Genomic DNA, 16,833 nt, shown 5'->3' on the forward strand with positions numbered 1-16,833 from the left:
CGGGTTTCACCAAAGCCAAAGGGCCGCGAGCGGCAGGAGACCCGAACCTGCGCGCCTTTTGGCAGGCGCGAGACCCCAAGTCAATCAGGCATCGGCCTGCGCCGCCTCGTAGGCCAGCATGGCGCGTTTGACGGGCAACCCCCAGTGATAGCCGCCCAGGCCCCCCGATTTGCGCAGCGCGCGGTGGCAGGGGATCAGCCAACTGACCGGGTTGCGGCCCACCGCCGTGCCCACTGCCCGCACCGCCTGCGGCGTGCCCACGGCCTGCGCGATCTGGGAATAGGTCGTCACCTGGCCCGAGGGGATCTGCATCAGCGCCTCCCACACCTTGATCTGCAAGGGTGAGCCGATCAGGTACAACGGCGTAGGCTCCAGCCGGTCGCTGGCCGCGCCGAAGGCCGACAGGACCCACGGGCGCAGGCGCATCGGATCCTCGACGTATTCCGCCAGGGGCCAGCGCGACAGCATGTCCTGCATCGCGGCCTCTTCGCCGCTCTCGGCGGCAAAGGCCATGCCGCAGATGCCCTTGGCCGTGCCCATCACCAGCGCCGGGCCAAAGGGGCTTTCGAACCAGCCCCAATAGATGGTCAGCCCCGCCCCCTTGCGGGCATATTCGCCGGGGCTCATCGCCTCCCATTTCAGGAACAGGTCATGCAGGCGACCGCTGCCGGACAGACCGACGCTGTGTGCGGTCTCCAGCGTGGTGAACCGCTCGCGCAGCAGCGCCTTGGCATGGCCCAGCGTCAGATATTGCTGGTAGCGTTTCGGCGACACGCCCGTCCAGCGCGAGAAAAGGCGCTGGAAATGCGCGGGGCTCATGTCCATCTGGCGGGCCAGCTCTTCCAGCGACAGCGACTCACCGCCCTGGTCGATCAGATCGATCGCGCGCCGCATCACGTTGTAGTGGTACCCGGATTCGGATGTCTGGACGTTCATGGCATTCACCTTGCTGTGGCTTGTCCCATCCTAGCCGCGCCGGGCCCGACCGTGCGACCCGAAACTTGCGCATTGGCGGTGCAGCGGGCTTTGGGCTTGTCACCCGGCACCGCGGGCGGCATTAAGGCCCGGATGGCAAAGCAGCTTGATTATCACACGATCCGCGAGATCTTTACCCGGTTCCAGCAGGCCGACTCCGAACCCAAGGGCGAGCTTGAGCATGTGAACGTGTACACGCTTGTCGTCGCCGTGGCGCTGTCGGCGCAGGCGACCGATGCGGGCGTCAACAAGGCCACCCGCGCGCTGTTCAAGATCGCGGACACGCCGCAGAAGATGCTCGACCTCGGCGAAGAGGGGTTGATCGAGCACATCAAGACCATCGGCCTGTTCCGCCAGAAGGCCAAGAACGTCATCAAGATGTCGCGCATCCTGGTCGAGGACTACGGCGGCGAGGTGCCCAATTCGCGCGCGGCGCTGCAATCTCTGCCGGGCGTCGGGCGCAAGACCGCGAACGTGGTGCTGAACATGTGGTGGCGATACCCGGCGCAGGCGGTGGACACCCATATCTTTCGCGTCGGCAACCGCACGGGTATCTGCCCCGGCAAGGATGTGGATGCCGTGGAACGCGCCATCGAAGACAATATTCCGGTGGACTTTCAGCTTCACGCCCATCACTGGCTGATCCTGCACGGCCGGTACCACTGCAAGGCGCGCAAGCCGCAATGCGGCACCTGCCTGATCCGCGACCTGTGCCAATTCGAGGACAAGACCCTATGAAAACCTATCACCTGACCGGCATCGGCAACGCCGTTGTGGACGTCATCTCTCAGGCCGACGACAGCTTTCTCGAGATGATGGGGATCGAAAAAGGGATCATGCAGCTGATCGAACGCGAACGCGGCGAGGTGCTGTATGCAGCCATGGAAAACCGGGTGCAGACGCCGGGCGGGTCGGTGGCCAACACCATCGCGGGCGCGGGTGCGCTGGGTCTGGACGCGGCCTTCATCGGGCGGGTGCATGATGATGCACTGGGCCGGTTCTATGCCGATGCGATGAACGAGGACGGCGTGGATTTCGTAAACCCGCCCGTGCCGGGGGGCGAACTGCCGACCTCGCGCTCGATGATCTTCGTCTCGCCCGATGGCGAACGGTCGATGAACACCTATCTGGGGATTTCCTCGGAACTGTCCTCGGCCGACGTGCCGGCCGAGGTGGCGGGCAACAGCCAGATCATGTTCCTCGAGGGGTATCTGTTCGACAAGGAGAAGGGCAAGACCGCCTTCCTCGAGGCTGCGCGCGACTGTCGCAACGGCGGCGGCAAGACCGGCATCGCCATCTCCGACCCGTTCTGCGTCGAGCGTCATCGCACCGATTTCCTGCTGCTGATCGAACACGAGCTGGATTTCGTGATCGGCAACGAGGCCGAGATCAAATCGCTGTTCGAGACCGACGATTTGGAAGAGGCGCTGCGGCGCACGGCTGCGATCTGCCCGCTGGTGGTCTGCACCCGCTCGGGCGACGGGGTGGCGGTTCTGCATGACGGCATTCGCATCGACGTGCCGGTCGAGAAGGTTGTGCCGGTGGACGCTACCGGCGCGGGCGACCAGTTTGCCGCCGGATTCCTGTTCGGCATGGCGACGGGCCGCGACATGGAGACCTGCGCCCGCATCGGCAACGTCTGCGCCCGAGAAGTAATCAGCCATATCGGCCCGCGGCCGGATACCAATGTGCTGGAGCTGTTGCGGGAAGAGGGGTTGGTTTGATGCGTGCGCATAGGCTCTTGGCACAGAGTCATATGCACAATGGCTCGCGAAATAGATATGGATTGGAAAGCGCTGGCATGAAATTGCAGATCAAATTGGATGTCTCCCTTTGATACCTGCCTTAGGTTGCAATCAAACAATTTTTAGGTGTAGTACTCCACGGATTTCGAGTGTCAAACAGACTAGGAGATCGACTGTGACAAAGCTCACAATGGCTATTTTTTTACTTCTGATACCCGGAGCCAGCCTTGCTGGTATGAGAGACGGCCCGTGTCAGAGTTGGGAAATGGACGAGCCCGATCCTTATTGCGAATCCTTTTTGGATTGGCTTCCGCAGTACGATGAAAACTTCGACATCAAAGATGTTGAAGGCAGATACGCGCTGGATTGCTCCAAAGACGGCGGCATCGAAGTGACCGGTCTTAGATCCAACGATATGCTAGAGCTAATTTATGAGGGTCAGCGAATTTCGGATGCCGAAGTGGTTTATGCATACTACGGAAAGAACAATCCGCCAGCTACTTTCATTGCTGGCGTAATGTTCGACGAATATAGCGCGGGGATCACACTGAATGGTGATCAACACGGCTTTTATCTGGTCGAAGATCGAGAGAAAGGTCGCCGTTTTTCTCAATGCCTGGACTAAGAGCTACCCCCAATACCATCCGAACGCCTCCATCATCCACTCGTAGAACTCGCGTGTGAAGGGCACGATCTCGGCGATCAGCCGGTCGGGGTCCTGCCAATTCCGGCGGTGAACGCGGGGGGGGCGTCTCGATGTCGTGCAGCAAATGACGTCCAAGCCCCGGTGGACGTCAACACGTTCAACCTGCCCAGCCCAGAGCGTGTCCGGTCCTCACCGGTCAGGCGGGGTCCAGTCCGTCTGGACCGACTCGCGCCGGTTGAGCCGCAGGGCAAGGCCGATGGCCACGCCGACGCCGATGGCCACGGTCAGGTCGATGAAGACGGTCAGCAGCATGGTCAGAACCAGCAGCGCCCGGTCGCTGGGTCGGGCGCGGGCGTATTCGCCCCATTTGTGCGGCTCGCTCATGTTCCAGGCGGTGATCATCAGCAGCGCGGCCAATGCCGGCATGGCCAGATAGCCCGCCGCCGGGGCCGCAACCAGCATGATCAGCAGGATCGTCAGCGCGTGGATGATGCCCGCAACCGGCGTCTTGCCGCCCGCCTTGATGTTCGTCGCCGTGCGCGCGATTGCCCCGGTGGCCGGCAGCCCTCCGAACAGGGCCGAGGCGATGTTGGCCGCGCCCTGGGCCGCCAATTCCGCGTTGGGCCTGTGCTGCCCGCCGATCGTCCGGTCGGCGACCATGGCCGACAGCAGCGATTCCACTCCGGCCAGAAAGGCGATCACGACCGCCGAAGGGAACAGCTCGACAAAGCGCGACAGCGACAGGTCGGGCAGCTGGGGCGCAGGCAGGGTCGAGGGCAGATCACCGAACCGCGAATGGATCGTGTCGACCCCCAGCCCCATCACCGCGACCAGCGCCGAAGCAACGCCCACCGCGATGATCAGCCCCGGAAAACGCGGCGCGATCCGGCGCAGGGCCACGATCAGCACCGCCGCCAGCAGGGCGATTCCCGTGGCCGGCAGATTCAACGTGTCGCGCGCGGCCCATAGCGCGGGTACTTTCTCAAGAAATTCGGCGGGCAGATTTTGAATCGACAGGCCGAAGAAATCCTTGATCTGGCTGGTGGCGATGATGACGGCGATGCCGATGGTAAAGCCGTTGACAACGGCCTCGGGCACGAATGAGATCAATCGCCCGGCCCGGAAATAACCCGCGATCAGCAGGATGAACCCTGCCATGAAGGTGGCCATGACCAACCCGTCATATCCGTGTTCGGCAATCACGCCGAACACCACCACGATGAAGGCGCCGGTCGGGCCTCCGATCTGGACCCGGCTGCCCCCCAGCGCCGAAATGACGAACCCCGCGACGATGGCCGTGACCAACCCCTGCGCCGGGTCCGCGCCCGAGGCGATGGCGATCGCCAGGCTCAGCGGCAGGGCCACCATGGCAACCGAAATCCCGGCGATCAGATCCGCCGTGAACTGAGCCATGTCATAGGTTTTGAGCGTCGTCAGAATCTTTGGCTGGCGCATGAAATTCACCATCCGCAAAAGGCCGCTACTGCTGCGCGGCCCGGGAAACGCGCCAGATTTGCGCCGATTTTTGCACCGGGTCAAGTTCGGCAAGTGTGCGCAGTCGATGCGCGCGGCCCGGAAAATGCGCCGGAATCGGCAACGCCTGCGCCCGAGAAGTGATCAGCCATATCTGCCCGCGGCCGGATACCCACGTGCCGGAGATGTTGCAGAAAGAAGGGTTGGTTTGAGGTAGAACCTACTTGCTTGGTTCATTTGCGATCACAGTGGTCAAGGTGCGTGTCGTTCGGCTTCTGGTGATTGCAATCGCACCAAGAACCAAAGCGCAGGCTATGGCTTGGGGTGCCGTGATTGCTTCGCCAAAAGCAACAAATCCGACCACGAACATTGTGGGCAATTCTATGCTTCCAACGACCGCGGTTTGAGAGGCGCCGATCAAGGGCGAGCAAATCGTGTAGATGAGCTGCGGCACAAGCGCCGTGACCAGGCCAATTCCGACAATCAAGATCCAGTCGGATTGCCCCTCCGGGAGCAGCTGTTCCACATCGGCACTCAGAATCAGCGGCAAGAGCCCAAGAACCGATCCCAGGGAAACCGAGGCTATGCGCGCAAGCGGCGCGATTCGGGACAGCCTGTAGACCAAAACACAAATACCGAAACCAAAGCCGAACGGGGCCGCCAGCGCCGCCAATAGAGTTGGTATGTGTTGTGGGGACACGGATGCGGGCGAACCAGCAGTGATTGCCGCCAGAACGATAAGGCCAGAAGCAAGCAAGGCGCGCCGCGTGGGTGCATCAGAAAAAAGCGCCCAGGCAATGACTAATGTAAAAACCGGATAAGTCATGTAGAGCACCCCCACGGTTGATGCGGGCAAGGCCTCCAACGCCGTCACGTATCCGATCCACCCAAGTCCCATCACGGCTCCTGCCGAAAGGCCCCAACAAATCTCGCGCCAAGCTTTTCGGTGCACGATGAGAACGGGCAGCAGCAGAATTGCCGCGACGATGTATCGGTAGAACGCGACGGCATAGGGCGCGACGCCCTGCTGCGTCAGCCCTCTGCTGAAATAGGGCACCAGCCCAAAGCAGATCGACGCGAGAAGAACGCCTGCAACCGCAAGCGCATAGGGAATAGCCGGTCCGGTTTGTGTTGAGGTCTTTGCCATGAACGAGGCCTAGCACAGGTTCGCGAATTTCATAGCAGGGATCCATGGACTGGGCACTTTGTCCGAAATGCGGAACCCGCTTGGCCGTGGTTTAATTCACCCCAAATACCCACGAAAAGCGTCCATCACCTGCTCGTAGACCTCGCGCTTGAAGGGTACGATCTCGGCGATCAGGCGGTCGGGGTCCTGCCATTTCCAGCGGGTGAACTCGGGGTGGTCGGTCTGAATGTCGATCTGGTCGTCGGCTCCCAGAAACCGCAGCAGGAACCATTTCTGCTGCTGCCCGCGATAGCGGCCCTTCCAGATGTGGGGCACGATGTCATGCGGCAGGTCATAGGGCAGCCAGCCGTCGGTCTCGGCCACAATTTCCACGAGGTCGGGGGTGACACCGATTTCCTCCTGCAACTCGCGCAGGGCCGCCTCGCGCGGAGATTCACCCTCGTCCACGCCACCTTGGGGCATCTGCCAGGCGTCCTCGAACCGGTCATTGCGCTGGCCGACGAAAATCTGACCCTGATCGTTCATCAGCATCAGGCCGACGCAGGGGCGATAGGGCAGTTTGGCGATCTGTTCTGGGGTCATGGGCGGGCCTCGTAATGTGGTTGGCCAAGCTGTAGCAACTGGCAAAGCGGCGGCAAAGGGGGTGACGTCAGGTTTCGCGTGACACCGGCGCGGTGCGGCGCGATTGTCAGCCCCGAATTGAGGGAGAGTTTCAAGATGACTGCGTACCCGAACCTGCTGGCCCCGCTGGATCTGGGCTTTACCACGTTGAAGAACCGGGTCCTGATGGGCTCGATGCATACCGGGCTGGAAGAAACCGGCGACTGGAACCGGGTGGCCGAGTTCTATGCCTCGCGCGCACGTGGCGGCGTGGCCCTGATGGTGACGGGCGGCATCGGGCCGAACCTCGAAGGCTCAGTTTTGCCCGGCGCTGCGATGATGGCCAGCGACAAGGACGTGGCGAACCACTCGGTCGTCACCGACCGGGTGCATCAGGCGGGCGGCAAGATCGCAATGCAGATCCTGCATGCGGGCCGTTACGCCTATGGCCCGAAATGCGTGGCGCCCAGCCCGGTGAAGTCGCCGATCTCGCCCTTCCCGCCCAACGAGCTGGACGAGGAAGGCATCGAGAAGCAGATCGGCGACATCGTCAACGCCGCCGTGCTGGCGCAGAAGGCCGGCTATGACGGGGTCGAGATCATGGGGTCCGAGGGGTATTTCCTGAACCAGTTCCTGGTGACCCACACCAACAAGCGCACCGACCGCTGGGGCGGGTCCTATGAGAACCGGATGCGCCTGCCGCTGGAAATCGTGCGCCGCACCCGCGAGGCGGTGGGCACCGATTTCATCATCATCTACCGCCTGTCGATGATCGACCTTGTGCCCAATGGCTCGACCCATGAAGAGGTGGTGCAACTGGCGCAAGCGGTCGAGAAGGCCGGGGCGACGATCATCAACACTGGCATCGGCTGGCACGAGGCTCGGATTCCCACAATCGCCACCAGCGTCCCGCGCGCGGCCTTTGCCTGGGTGACGAAGAAGCTGATGGGCAAGGTGGGGATTCCGGTCATCACCTCGAACCGGATCAACACGCCCGAAGTGGCCGAAGAAGTGCTGTCGACCGGCTGTGCCGACATGGTCTCGTTGGCGCGGCCGATGCTGGCGGATGCGGATTTCGTGGCCAAGGCGATGGCTGGTGAATCGGCCAAGATCGCGCCCTGCATCGCCTGCAACCAGGCCTGTCTGGATCACACGTTCAGCGGCAAGCTGACCTCGTGCTTGGTGAACCCGCGCGCCTGCCACGAGACCGAGCTGGTGATCGAAAAGGCCGCCACGCCCAAGCGCGTGGCCATCGTGGGCGCGGGCCCGGCGGGCCTGTCCACCGCGATGACCGCCGCCCAGCGCGGCCATGACGTGACCGTGTTCGACAAGGCCGACGAGATCGGCGGCCAGCTGAACCTGGCCAAGCAGGTGCCGGGCAAGGAAGAGTTCTGGGGTCTGGTGGACTGGTATCGCACCATGTTGGACGATCTGGGCGTAAAGCTCGAACTGGGCCGCGAGGTCGGCGCCGACGATCTGACCGGGTTCGACGAGGTGGTGATCGCCACCGGCGTCAACCCGCGCGACCCGCAGATCCCGGGCGAGGACCGCGACAATGTCGTGAACTATATCGACGTGCTGCGCGACAAGGCCCCGGTGGGCAAATCGGTTGCGGTGATCGGCGCGGGCGGCATTGGGTTCGACGTGTCGGAATACCTGCTGGAGGAGGGCCATTCGCCCACCACAGACCTGCCCTTGTGGATGAAGGAATGGGGCGTCGCCGACCCTGAACAGCACCGCTCGGGCCTGGCGCCCGAAGGCCCGCAGCCCGAGGCGCCCAAGCGGCAGGTCACGCTGCTTCAACGCAAGAAGCAGGCGCATGGCAAGGGGCTGGGCAAGACCACCGGCTGGATCCACCGCGCGACGCTGAAGATGAAGGACGTGAACTTCGTGGGCGGCGTGAACTACGAGCGCATCGACGACGAGGGGCTGCATGTCTCATTCGGAGAAGAGCGCGCGGACCCGACGGTTATCAAAGCCGAAACGATTGTCCTTTGTGCCGGACAGGTGCCCGAGCGGTCGTTGGCCGATGCACTGATCGAACGCGGGATCACCCCGCATGTGATCGGCGGCGCGGATGTGGCCGCGGAACTGGATGCCAAGCGGGCGATCAACCAGGGCACGCGGCTGGCCGCTGCACTTTAGGGAAGACCCGTTCCGTCCACTGCCCCAAGGCGAGAACACCCAGACAAAAGAAAGCCACCCGAACGATGCCCGGGTGGCTTTTTTGAGAGTTGAGCCAATTCCCCGCCTTAAACGGAAAAAGTCAGACCTGTCTCGTCCTCGAACAGTGCCAGGTATTCCTGGTAGTCCCGAAAGGCGCGGCGCAGAAGAATTTGTGACGCTGGCTTCGCGCGCCAGGGCTTCTTGCCCCCGATATAGTGCCACATCTTCGGGTTTCGGCTTGCCTGTTTCAGTTGGTCTCGAAATTCGGCAGAGGTATGCCGGAATTTCGGACTGTGCGCGTCGTACCAAATCTGCGGCCGCGTGTTCCACTGCTGAGGAAGTCTGAGCCACTGGCCCGCAAAAATCTGGTTCATCCGATCCTGCTCGGGCAGGTCGTGGATATGCGGGATCAGCTTGTCGAAATTGCCCAGCTCCTTGCCCGCGGGTGAATTCCGGATCGCTTCGCAATCCATCAGAAGGATGCCCGCGTTGAAGTAGTTCTCGCCGGGCAGAAAGCCCAACCGGATGCTGCGCAAAACGCGTGTGACCGACTTTTGGTGTTCGTGCCCCGGCCTCAGAACACTCTGCAGGGATGGGCGCAGAAAGCGGCCTTCGCCCAACGTGACCAATCCCATGTCGACACAGGCCCCGATCCCGTGGCCACTCATGTCGAGCTCCTGCAACTCGCAGACATCGCCCAGCACAAGTGTGTCGGCGTCAATGAACAGACACCGGCCCGAAAAGAATTCGGGCAGAAACAACGGCAGCAGCGTGATTTTCGGGTATTTCGTCTTGAACTCAGAAAACCGGCCGAGCGTTTCGGACTGGAACTCCCGGTAACAAACCGTGCCGTTGTCGACCGCACGATCCAGTTGGTCGACGGCTGCGATGTCTTGTGCGGTAAAATCCTGACCGAAAATGGTAACGTCAACAGGCCGGCTGGCGTTCTTGACCACGGAATAGGCCGACAGCAATGCGGGATACAGAAAGTTCCGGTCGACCCCAAAAACAACGTTCATTCAAATACCATGGCTCCGCCCCCGATCAGAATCGTGTATAGGCGACGCAAGCACATGTAATCAAACCGAAACCGTCCCGGCGCTGCGGTTGACCGGTACGGGTTACTCCACGGTGATCGTTATCACCTCGGAAACGATCGGCGTCGCGTGAGGCACATGACCCGCATCGCCCAAGACCAGTTGCAACGTGTGCGTCCCGGGGGCAAGCTCCAACGTGACTTCGGTCTGACCACCACCGAAATGCAGGTGGTTGTCATCAGCCGGCAGCCCATATGCCAGTTCGTCGGCCCCGTCCTCACCCTGACCCAATGGGGGGCGATCGATCAGCAAATGGTGATGGCCTGTGTTTTCCTTTTCGGTCCCGGCTGGCGCAACGCCCATACCGCGGAGGCCAAATACCACCGTCACCGGTGACGTTACCGTGTCGCCGTCCGACAGGTTGACGAAATAGACCTCGGCATCGGGGTTCGAAGGTGTCTCCCCTCCGGCCCAGGCCAAGGGGGCAAACAGGCAAAAAATAGTTACTAGAATGGCTTTCATGATCTCCTCCCTGGACACAAAAATGCCATTCTGACTTTAGCACGTTGCGAGAAATTACCAGAAAAGAACACGCAAACAGGGGGCGGATGCAGGCGGGAAACCACTGTTTCCGCGTTTCCGAAGCGCAAACGATCCGATTCAAAACCCTGATATTATCCCATGTCTGCCCAGTTTCCGCCCAGATTGGAGGCGATGGTCGGTCAACGAACAGACGACCTGGGGAACGAGAATGGACCGACTGACAGAAATGGAGGCCTTCGCCAACGTGGTGGACCAAGGTGGTTTCACCGACGCGGCCAAAAAGATGGGCATTTCCAAATCAGCCGTGTCGAAGCACGTGTCGAGCTTGGAGGCCCGCTTGGGCGCGCGTTTGCTGAACCGCACGACGCGCCGCGTGTCGCCGACCGAGATCGGGCTGGCCTATTACGACCGCGCACGCCGTGTGCTGAATGATGCAGGCGAAGCCGACGCGCTGGTGACGTCGATGCAATCGGCGCCTTCAGGTCTGCTGCGCATCAGTGTGGCCACTGATTTCGGGGTGAACCACCTGTCGCCCGTGCTGTCGGGTTTCCTGGCGGCCTATCCCGACATCACCGTGAACATGGTCTTGAACAATCGCTATGTCGAACTGATTTCCGAAGGGTTCGACGTGGCCGTGCGCATCGGCGAGCTGGAAGACAGCACCCTGCGCGCCCGCAAGCTGACCGAAACGGTCAAACGCATGGTTGCGGCCCCCAGCTATATCGAGAAGTTCGGGCGCCCGGCAAAGATCGATGACCTCAACGAACACAAGCTGCTGCATTACTCCAGCCAGTCCTCGGGCAACGTCTGGAAGTTGACCGCGCCCTCGGGCGAGAAGAGGCAGGTGCGCACGGCGGGTTGGCTGAGCGTGAACGACGGTCAATCCCTGTTGAATGCGGCTATCTCGGGCCTCGGAATCGCTTATCTGCCCAGCTATCTCTACGCGGACGCGCTGAAATCCGGCCAGGTGGTCGACGCGATGCCGTCGCTGCCGGACGAAGTCCAGGGTGTCTATGCGGTGTACCCGCCGGGCCGGTTCACCCAGCCAAAGGTGCGAGCGTTCATTGATTTCCTTGTCGAGTCCTTTGCCGAAAAAGGTCCGATGGATTGGTAAGACCTCCCAGTGAAGACTGACCGGCCCGCGCAAATTGCGCGGGCTTTTTTTCGTAGTCAGTTCAACAGCAGAACAGCCTCGACCCGGCGGTTCTGTTCGCGCCCTTCCGGGGTGGCGTTCGAAACGATCGGGGCGAGGTAGCCGACACCCTGCGCCTGCACGCGATCTTCGGCCACTCCATGTGCCTCGATCAATCGCGCACGGACAGCCTGGGCGCGGCGTGTGCTGACCTCGATATTGGCCTGCAGGTCGCCGGTGTCGTCGGTGTGCCCAACCAGCGCCAGCCGCGCGCCGGGGGTCTCGGCCAGGTAGCCGGCCAGCAGGCCCAGCGACTCGAACGGCCCGGCCCCCAAGGCAACCTCGCCCGTCTCAAAGCTGAGATCGCCGAGTATCACGTGACCATCCCGCACCAGGTTGGCAACCAGCCCGTCGCCGCCAATCACCGTTTCCTCGACCACCAGCGGCGGTGGGGTCTGACCCTTCGGAGTGACGCGGATCATCTGCACATACCCGTCGGGCTGGTTTCGGCTGATCAGCAAGGTCAGGGCTTCGGCTCCACGAGTGGCTGACAGAAATCGATAATCATTGATTGCGACATACATGTCGGGCGTCGGCACCACCTCGGTTCCAAAGCGGAAGTCGAACCCGCCGCAAGTGCGGGCCTCACATTCAAAAGCGATCTCGAAACCCTGCGCCTTGAGCTGATCCCGCAGCGGGTCGAGGATCTGCAGCGTCGTACTGGAACCGGCCTGCAACCGCCATGTGGTGCGCTCGATCCGGCCTTCGACCGTGCGCGCGGGAACGGCGTTGTCTGCAAACGGGCCGGTCGGCAATTGGTAGCTGTCCAACGGGCTGACGCGCTGGCTGATTTGTCGCGCACTCGCCGGCAGCGACAGGTCCTGCGCCGCCACAGGACCCGCGATCAGACAGAAAAGAAGGACAGCAAATCGGATCATCGAAACTGCGCGTGATACTCGTCATTGGGCACCATCGCCGTGGCACTGGCGACCCGGTTGGACATGTTGAAGAAGCCCGCAACGTTTGCGATGTCCCAGATGTCGCGGTCGGTGAACCCCGCATCGCGCAGGCGCTGTCGGTCCGGTTCCTCGATCTCGGCGCTGGCTGTGGTCATCTTGGCGGCGAAGTCCAGCATCGCGCGCTGACGGGCATCCAGAGGCGCCACACGGTAGTTCATCACCAGCATTTCACCCAGCTTGGGATCACCTGACAGCTGACGCACGGCGGCACCATGGGCAACCAGGCAATAGAAGCACCGGTTGATCGACGAGACCACGACCGCGATCATCTCACGTTCCAGCTTGCTGAGCCCGCTGTCCGCCAGCATCAGGTCATTGTACATGCCCGTGAACGCGTTCAGCTTGTCGATGTCAAAGGCGTTTGCCTTCAGCACGTTGGGGACCATGCCCAGCTTCTCGACGCAGATATCGAAGTATTTCTGAGTCTCGGGCGGCAGCGGATCCACCATTGGCAGGTCAAGCGCGGTGGGCATGTCTCGATCGGTCACGTCTGTCTCCTCTCAGACCAGCTGGCGATAGTGATACTCTCCGACGCGTTCCATCCCCAGAGAGTGGTAGAGCGCGTTGGCGCCGGTATTGGCCTTGGTGCAGATCACGCTAAGGGTATGCGCGCCATTGTCCAGCGCCCAAAAGGCCGCGGCGCGCATTGCCCATTGGCCCAGCCCCTGCCGGCGGTGGGCGGGTACGATCTCAAGCGCGTGCAGCATGGCGATACCATCATGTATGGCGACATAAGCGGTGCCGGCCGGTTGATCGCGGTGACGCAGCAACAGTCCGGTTTTCGGACCTGTTGCCCGTTCCATCACGGCCAGCCGGGCAGGCCCGATGCCACCTTGGGCCCAGATTTCGCGCATGATTGCCAACGGCTCCCACAGGCAGAACACCGTGACCGGCGGGACCGGCTGGTCCGTCAGCTGTGAGACCGGGCAGGCATAGATGTTGACCGGATCCAGGACCTCGTATCCGCGTTGCGCGAGGGTTTCGTCCAGGTCCGCGTCGTGGGGGCGCAGGCAGAAGATGCGCTTTTGGCCCATCGCAAGCATGGCCGCCTCGGCCGCCTCGATGTCGGTCGCTGTGACCGGGCCGGCACGGCTGGCCGCCGATACGCGTGATCCACCGCCCTGCCCTTCGCGCAGCAGAAACGGACCCAATTGCTCATACCGTGCGGCGGGCCAGGTGCCATCGACCACTGCCGCCCAGTCTACCGTCACAGGCCAAGCTCCTTGGCCAGTCGCGTCGTGACCGCATCGATACGCGACCCGTCAGTGCCCCGAACAACCACGTTGGCCCCGAAGACGCCGTTGATCTGGAACGGGTAACACCCGATCGACACGTCGCCAAATTCCTCTGCCACGGCGGCCAGGGTCGCCGCGATGTCGCCTTCTCCCCGGTTGACCCGCAAGGTCTGAGACAACAACGGTTTTCCTCCGGTCAGGGTGGGCAGCACACTGGCCACCATCGCCTGGAAGACCAATGGGACGCCGGCCATCACATGGACATTACCTAGTGTGAACCCTGGCGCGGTGGAAACCGGGTTGTCGATCAGCGTTGCCCCGTCAGGGATGCGCGCCATGCGCAGGCGCGCTTCGTTCAGCTCCAGCCCCGATTGGTCGTAGTGCGCCTGCAGCAGGGCACGGGCGTCCTCGCGCACGTCGATATGGGCCCCGAACGCGCGGGCGATGCAATCGGCGGTGATGTCGTCATGGGTCGGGCCGATGCCCCCGCTGGTGAACACATGGTCATAGGCCTGCGACAGCGCCTTGACGGCGGACTCTATGGCCTCGGCGTCATCGCTGACGATACGAACTTCTTTCAGGTCGATGCCATGCTTGGTCAGCTCCTGCGCCAGAAAGTGCATGTTCGCGTCGCGGGTGCGGCCCGACAGGATTTCATCCCCGATCACCAGCATTGCGGCGGTTGGGTTGGGCATGGCGCGCTCTCCTCTTGATCGACCTTTGAGGCAGGTATAGGCCCGGAGCCATGCGCTTTCAAACCCCTCTTGTCCCCGCCCGCCTGATCCGCCGCTACAAACGCTTTCTGGCCGATTGCAGGCTTGAGGACGGGCGCGAGGTGACGGCCCATTGCGCCAATCCGGGTTCGATGATGGGTCTGGCCGAACCGGGCGAAAAGATCTGGCTTGAGCCTAATGAAGACCCGAAGAAAAAGCTCAAATTCGGCTGGCGGCTGGTCGATCATGAAAACGGCCATTTTACCGGCGTTGATACTTCGGTCCCCAACCGGGCCTTGCGCGCTGCGCTCCAAGCCCGGGAGATCCCCGCATTGGCCGCCTATGAAACCGTGCGGCCCGAGGTCAGATACGGCCAGAACAGCCGCATCGACTTTTTGCTTTCGCAACCCGGGCTGCCCGACGCCTATGTCGAGGTCAAAAGCGTGACCCTGTCGCGCGAACCGGGGCTGGCCGAATTCCCCGACAGCGTCACCGCTCGGGGCACCAAACATCTGGGGGAGCTGGCCGAAATGGCCGCGCAAGGGCACCGGGCCATCCTGCTCTACCTGGTTCAGCGCACAGATTGCCGCAATTTCGCATTGGCCGCCGATATCGACCCGGCCTATGCGGCAGCGTTTTCGACTGCCCGGGCCAATGGGGTTGAACACGTGGTCTGTGGTACGCGCATCTCACCGGATGGCGTCTGGGTTCAGCCGCAGGCGACGATCTCCAGAGACTGAAGGCCGGTCGATTTCCGCCGCACAGCAATTCAATCGGGGACGACGGCGTCGACCTCGATTTCAACCAACCATTCGGGATTTACGAACCTGTTGATCGCCATGATCGTGTCCACGGGTCGCGCGCCCAGACAGTACAGCTTGCGGGCCTCAATCGCCTGCTTCCAATTGTCGATATCGGTCAGGATCACGCGGGTTCGGACGATGTCCTGCAAACCCGATCCGGCACGCTCCAGCGCATCCTTGATGATCTCAAAGCATTGCTTGGTCTGCAGATAGACGTCCCCGACCCCGACTGTCTTGCCTTGCGCATCGACCGGGGCAGTCCCCCCGACCGCGATGAAATTCCCCACCCGAACGGCGCGGCTGAAGCCGACGACCGCCTCCATGGGGTTTCCATTCGATATCAGTTCCCGTTTCTGCGACATTCATCCGGCTCCTCTCTTCCCGACCAAATGAGTCTGTGTACATTCATTTGGCCCCAAATCCGGGCATCGGTCGAGGCCTTTTGACGCCGGGCCGGACCACCCGCGCAAAACGCGGCAACGTCCCTTGACGTTTCGCCCCCCGCATCCAAATTCAGATCAGGGCAGGCACCCGCGACCCTGCGCCCTCTGGTACTTTCTGCACAAGCAGCGTAGAAAGGATGCTGCGCAGAATTTTTTGGAGCCCCGCACGAATGAAAGAGCATCGTGGCCGTCTGACGAAGGACGGTATCCGCATCTACGAACAGGCTGACTTTGCCGGCATGCACGCGGCAGGGGCTCTGGCGGCGCGCATCCTGGATGATATTGCCGAGCATGTCTCTCCCGGCCAGACCACTGGCGAGATCGACCGGATCATCACCCAGATGGTCGAGGACGCCGGCGCGAAATCGGCCACCATCGGTTACAAAGGCTATCAGCACGCCAGCTGCATCAGCGTGAACCACGTGGTCTGCCACGGGATTCCCGGGGACAAGAAGCTCAAGGATGGCGACATCCTGAATATCGACGTGACCGTGATCGTCGACGGCTGGTTCGGCGACACGTCGCGCATGTATGTGGCCGGAAAGCTGCCGCGCAAGGCCGAGCGGCTGATCCAGGTGACCCACGACGCCCTGTTCAAAGGCATTGAGATGGTCAAGCCGGGCAATACGTTCGGTGATATCGGCCACGCCATTCAGGCCTATGTCGAGGCGCACCGGATGAGCGTTGTGCGCGATTTCTGCGGTCACGGGCTGGGCCGGGTGTTCCACGCACCACCCAACGTGCTGCACTATGGCCGTCCGGGCACCGGTGCGGTTCTGGAAGAGGGCATGTTCTTCACCATCGAACCGATGGTGAACCTGGGCCGCCCCGAGACCAAGACGCTGGCCGATGACTGGACCGCCGTGACCCGTGACAAGTCGCTGTCGGCGCAGTTCGAACATTCAGTAGGTGTGACGGCTGATGGGGTCGAGATCTTTACCCTGTCACCGGGCGACAAGTTTCATCCCACCTATTCTTCCTGATCGGCGGCCTGATCACGCATCAGTTTCAACAACAGGGTTTCCTGCCCCCACGGCGTCACCGCGTCGTGGATGAACACCGGTGTGCGCGTCGGTTTCCGTTCGGGCCCGGTGGTCGCGTCGGTTTCCTGCGGAACAGTCCAGATCGGGGGTGTCAGGGCGCGGTCCATGCACCG

Annotated in this window: 20 protein-coding genes; 7 read left to right on the plus strand and 13 right to left on the minus strand. The window is 62.1% G+C overall.

The window, feature by feature from the left end; genetic code table 11:
- Positions 1–84: 84 nt before the first annotated feature.
- Positions 85–936 carry a bifunctional helix-turn-helix domain-containing protein/methylated-DNA--[protein]-cysteine S-methyltransferase gene (locus ACR3EK_RS14360; RefSeq protein ID WP_480633715.1) on the minus strand — a complete coding sequence of 284 codons (852 nt, stop codon included), beginning with the start codon at positions 934–936 and terminating at the stop codon, positions 85–87.
- Between the two features lie 132 nt (positions 937–1,068).
- Between ACR3EK_RS14360 and nth the strand changes: the two genes are divergently transcribed.
- From nth to ACR3EK_RS14375, 3 genes are all read left to right on the plus strand, one after another.
- A complete protein-coding gene (gene nth / locus ACR3EK_RS14365; RefSeq protein ID WP_170406025.1) occupies positions 1,069–1,713 on the plus strand; it encodes an endonuclease III in 645 nt (214 codons plus the stop codon).
- Positions 1,710–2,699 (plus strand): adenosine kinase, encoded by a 990-nt coding sequence (locus ACR3EK_RS14370; protein ID WP_480633716.1) that lies wholly within the window; start codon positions 1,710–1,712, stop codon positions 2,697–2,699. Before nth ends, ACR3EK_RS14370 begins: the two co-directional genes overlap by 4 nt.
- Positions 2,700–2,895: 196 nt before the next feature.
- The gene (locus ACR3EK_RS14375) at positions 2,896–3,345 is read left to right on the plus strand and encodes a hypothetical protein (protein WP_480633717.1); all 450 of its coding nucleotides are present in this window, start codon (positions 2,896–2,898) and stop codon (positions 3,343–3,345) included.
- Between the two features lie 3 nt (positions 3,346–3,348).
- On the opposite strand, the gene ACR3EK_RS14380 is transcribed toward ACR3EK_RS14375, so the two are convergent.
- The 4 genes from ACR3EK_RS14380 to ACR3EK_RS14395 form a co-directional block, all read right to left on the minus strand.
- Positions 3,349–3,501, minus strand: a complete 153-nt coding sequence (locus tag ACR3EK_RS14380; protein WP_480633718.1) for a hypothetical protein — start codon at positions 3,499–3,501, stop codon at positions 3,349–3,351.
- Positions 3,502–3,555: 54 nt separating this feature from the next.
- Positions 3,556–4,821 (minus strand): SulP family inorganic anion transporter, encoded by a 1,266-nt coding sequence (locus ACR3EK_RS14385; RefSeq protein WP_480633719.1) that lies wholly within the window; start codon positions 4,819–4,821, stop codon positions 3,556–3,558.
- A gap of 238 nt (positions 4,822–5,059) precedes the next feature.
- A complete protein-coding gene (locus tag ACR3EK_RS14390) occupies positions 5,060–5,986 on the minus strand; it encodes a DMT family transporter (protein ID WP_480633720.1) in 927 nt (308 codons plus the stop codon).
- Positions 5,987–6,082: 96 nt separating this feature from the next.
- Positions 6,083–6,568 (minus strand): RNA pyrophosphohydrolase, encoded by a 486-nt coding sequence (locus ACR3EK_RS14395; RefSeq protein WP_480633721.1) that lies wholly within the window; start codon positions 6,566–6,568, stop codon positions 6,083–6,085.
- A gap of 135 nt (positions 6,569–6,703) precedes the next feature.
- Between ACR3EK_RS14395 and ACR3EK_RS14400 the strand changes: the two genes are divergently transcribed.
- Complete coding sequence (locus ACR3EK_RS14400) at positions 6,704–8,731, plus strand: FAD-dependent oxidoreductase (protein ID WP_480633722.1); 2,028 nt, start codon at positions 6,704–6,706, stop codon at positions 8,729–8,731.
- Between the two features lie 107 nt (positions 8,732–8,838).
- Here the strand turns inward: ACR3EK_RS14400 and ACR3EK_RS14405 are convergent, their stop codons facing one another.
- Both ACR3EK_RS14405 and ACR3EK_RS14410 read right to left on the minus strand, forming a co-directional pair.
- Positions 8,839–9,771 (minus strand): glycosyltransferase family 8 protein, encoded by a 933-nt coding sequence (locus ACR3EK_RS14405; protein WP_480633723.1) that lies wholly within the window; start codon positions 9,769–9,771, stop codon positions 8,839–8,841.
- Positions 9,772–9,873: 102 nt separating this feature from the next.
- Positions 9,874–10,311 (minus strand): DUF4399 domain-containing protein, encoded by a 438-nt coding sequence (locus ACR3EK_RS14410; protein ID WP_093964395.1) that lies wholly within the window; start codon positions 10,309–10,311, stop codon positions 9,874–9,876.
- A gap of 229 nt (positions 10,312–10,540) precedes the next feature.
- Between ACR3EK_RS14410 and ACR3EK_RS14415 the strand changes: the two genes are divergently transcribed.
- Positions 10,541–11,446: a LysR family transcriptional regulator gene (locus ACR3EK_RS14415; RefSeq protein WP_093964122.1), complete on the plus strand. Its 906-nt coding sequence runs from the start codon at positions 10,541–10,543 to the stop codon at positions 11,444–11,446.
- 56 nt (positions 11,447–11,502) lie between these two features.
- Here ACR3EK_RS14415 and ACR3EK_RS14420 read toward each other — a convergent pair whose 3' ends face one another.
- The 4 genes from ACR3EK_RS14420 to ACR3EK_RS14435 are packed head-to-tail and all read right to left on the minus strand — an operon-like array spanning position 11,503 to position 14,413.
- Complete coding sequence (locus tag ACR3EK_RS14420; protein ID WP_480633724.1) at positions 11,503–12,402, minus strand: OmpA family protein; 900 nt, start codon at positions 12,400–12,402, stop codon at positions 11,503–11,505.
- Positions 12,399–12,971: a peroxidase-related enzyme gene (locus ACR3EK_RS14425; RefSeq protein ID WP_170360556.1), complete on the minus strand. Its 573-nt coding sequence runs from the start codon at positions 12,969–12,971 to the stop codon at positions 12,399–12,401. The genes ACR3EK_RS14420 and ACR3EK_RS14425 overlap by 4 nt, the downstream gene beginning before the upstream one ends.
- Positions 12,972–12,983: 12 nt before the next feature.
- Positions 12,984–13,694: a GNAT family N-acetyltransferase gene (locus tag ACR3EK_RS14430; protein ID WP_170525653.1), complete on the minus strand. Its 711-nt coding sequence runs from the start codon at positions 13,692–13,694 to the stop codon at positions 12,984–12,986.
- Positions 13,691–14,413: a competence/damage-inducible protein A gene (locus ACR3EK_RS14435; RefSeq protein WP_170525652.1), complete on the minus strand. Its 723-nt coding sequence runs from the start codon at positions 14,411–14,413 to the stop codon at positions 13,691–13,693. Before ACR3EK_RS14435 ends, ACR3EK_RS14430 begins: the two co-directional genes overlap by 4 nt.
- A gap of 50 nt (positions 14,414–14,463) precedes the next feature.
- On the opposite strand from ACR3EK_RS14435, the gene sfsA reads away from it, so the two are divergent.
- On the plus strand, positions 14,464–15,171 hold the full coding sequence (sfsA, locus tag ACR3EK_RS14440; protein WP_480633725.1) for a DNA/RNA nuclease SfsA: 708 nt from the start codon (positions 14,464–14,466) through the stop codon (positions 15,169–15,171).
- Positions 15,172–15,200: 29 nt separating this feature from the next.
- On the opposite strand, the gene ACR3EK_RS14445 is transcribed toward sfsA, so the two are convergent.
- A complete protein-coding gene (locus ACR3EK_RS14445; protein WP_254429964.1) occupies positions 15,201–15,596 on the minus strand; it encodes a RidA family protein in 396 nt (131 codons plus the stop codon).
- Positions 15,597–15,847: 251 nt separating this feature from the next.
- Here ACR3EK_RS14445 and map point away from each other — a divergent pair, with 251 nt between their 5' ends.
- A complete protein-coding gene (map, locus tag ACR3EK_RS14450) occupies positions 15,848–16,660 on the plus strand; it encodes a type I methionyl aminopeptidase (RefSeq protein WP_480633726.1) in 813 nt (270 codons plus the stop codon).
- Here the strand turns inward: map and ACR3EK_RS14455 are convergent.
- The gene (locus ACR3EK_RS14455) at positions 16,648–16,827 is read right to left on the minus strand and encodes a hypothetical protein (protein ID WP_480633727.1); all 180 of its coding nucleotides are present in this window, start codon (positions 16,825–16,827) and stop codon (positions 16,648–16,650) included. The two genes, map and ACR3EK_RS14455, sit on opposite strands and share 13 nt — an antisense overlap.
- Between the last annotated feature and the right edge of the window lie 6 nt (positions 16,828–16,833).

The sequence above is a fragment of the Ruegeria sp. BC8 genome, assembly GCF_056535705.1.

Bases quoted from the DNA above. Each gene is read 5' to 3' on its own strand.
- ACR3EK_RS14360 (WP_480633715.1), bottom strand. From the start codon at position 936: ATGAACGTCCAGACATCCGAATCCGGGTACCACTACAACGTGATGCGG.
- nth (WP_170406025.1), top strand. From the start codon at position 1,069: ATGGCAAAGCAGCTTGATTATCACACGATCCGCGAGATCTTTACCCGG.
- ACR3EK_RS14370 (WP_480633716.1), top strand. From the start codon at position 1,710: ATGAAAACCTATCACCTGACCGGCATCGGCAACGCCGTTGTGGACGTC.
- ACR3EK_RS14385 (WP_480633719.1), bottom strand. From the start codon at position 4,821: ATGCGCCAGCCAAAGATTCTGACGACGCTCAAAACCTATGACATGGCT.
- ACR3EK_RS14390 (WP_480633720.1), bottom strand. From the start codon at position 5,986: ATGGCAAAGACCTCAACACAAACCGGACCGGCTATTCCCTATGCGCTT.
- ACR3EK_RS14395 (WP_480633721.1), bottom strand. From the start codon at position 6,568: ATGACCCCAGAACAGATCGCCAAACTGCCCTATCGCCCCTGCGTCGGC.
- ACR3EK_RS14400 (WP_480633722.1), top strand. From the start codon at position 6,704: ATGACTGCGTACCCGAACCTGCTGGCCCCGCTGGATCTGGGCTTTACC.
- ACR3EK_RS14405 (WP_480633723.1), bottom strand. From the start codon at position 9,771: ATGAACGTTGTTTTTGGGGTCGACCGGAACTTTCTGTATCCCGCATTG.
- ACR3EK_RS14410 (WP_093964395.1), bottom strand. From the start codon at position 10,311: ATGAAAGCCATTCTAGTAACTATTTTTTGCCTGTTTGCCCCCTTGGCC.
- ACR3EK_RS14415 (WP_093964122.1), top strand. From the start codon at position 10,541: ATGGACCGACTGACAGAAATGGAGGCCTTCGCCAACGTGGTGGACCAA.
- ACR3EK_RS14420 (WP_480633724.1), bottom strand. From the start codon at position 12,402: ATGATCCGATTTGCTGTCCTTCTTTTCTGTCTGATCGCGGGTCCTGTG.
- ACR3EK_RS14435 (WP_170525652.1), bottom strand. From the start codon at position 14,413: ATGCCCAACCCAACCGCCGCAATGCTGGTGATCGGGGATGAAATCCTG.
- sfsA (WP_480633725.1), top strand. From the start codon at position 14,464: ATGCGCTTTCAAACCCCTCTTGTCCCCGCCCGCCTGATCCGCCGCTAC.
- ACR3EK_RS14445 (WP_254429964.1), bottom strand. From the start codon at position 15,596: ATGTCGCAGAAACGGGAACTGATATCGAATGGAAACCCCATGGAGGCG.
- map (WP_480633726.1), top strand. From the start codon at position 15,848: ATGAAAGAGCATCGTGGCCGTCTGACGAAGGACGGTATCCGCATCTAC.
- ACR3EK_RS14455 (WP_480633727.1), bottom strand. From the start codon at position 16,827: ATGGACCGCGCCCTGACACCCCCGATCTGGACTGTTCCGCAGGAAACC.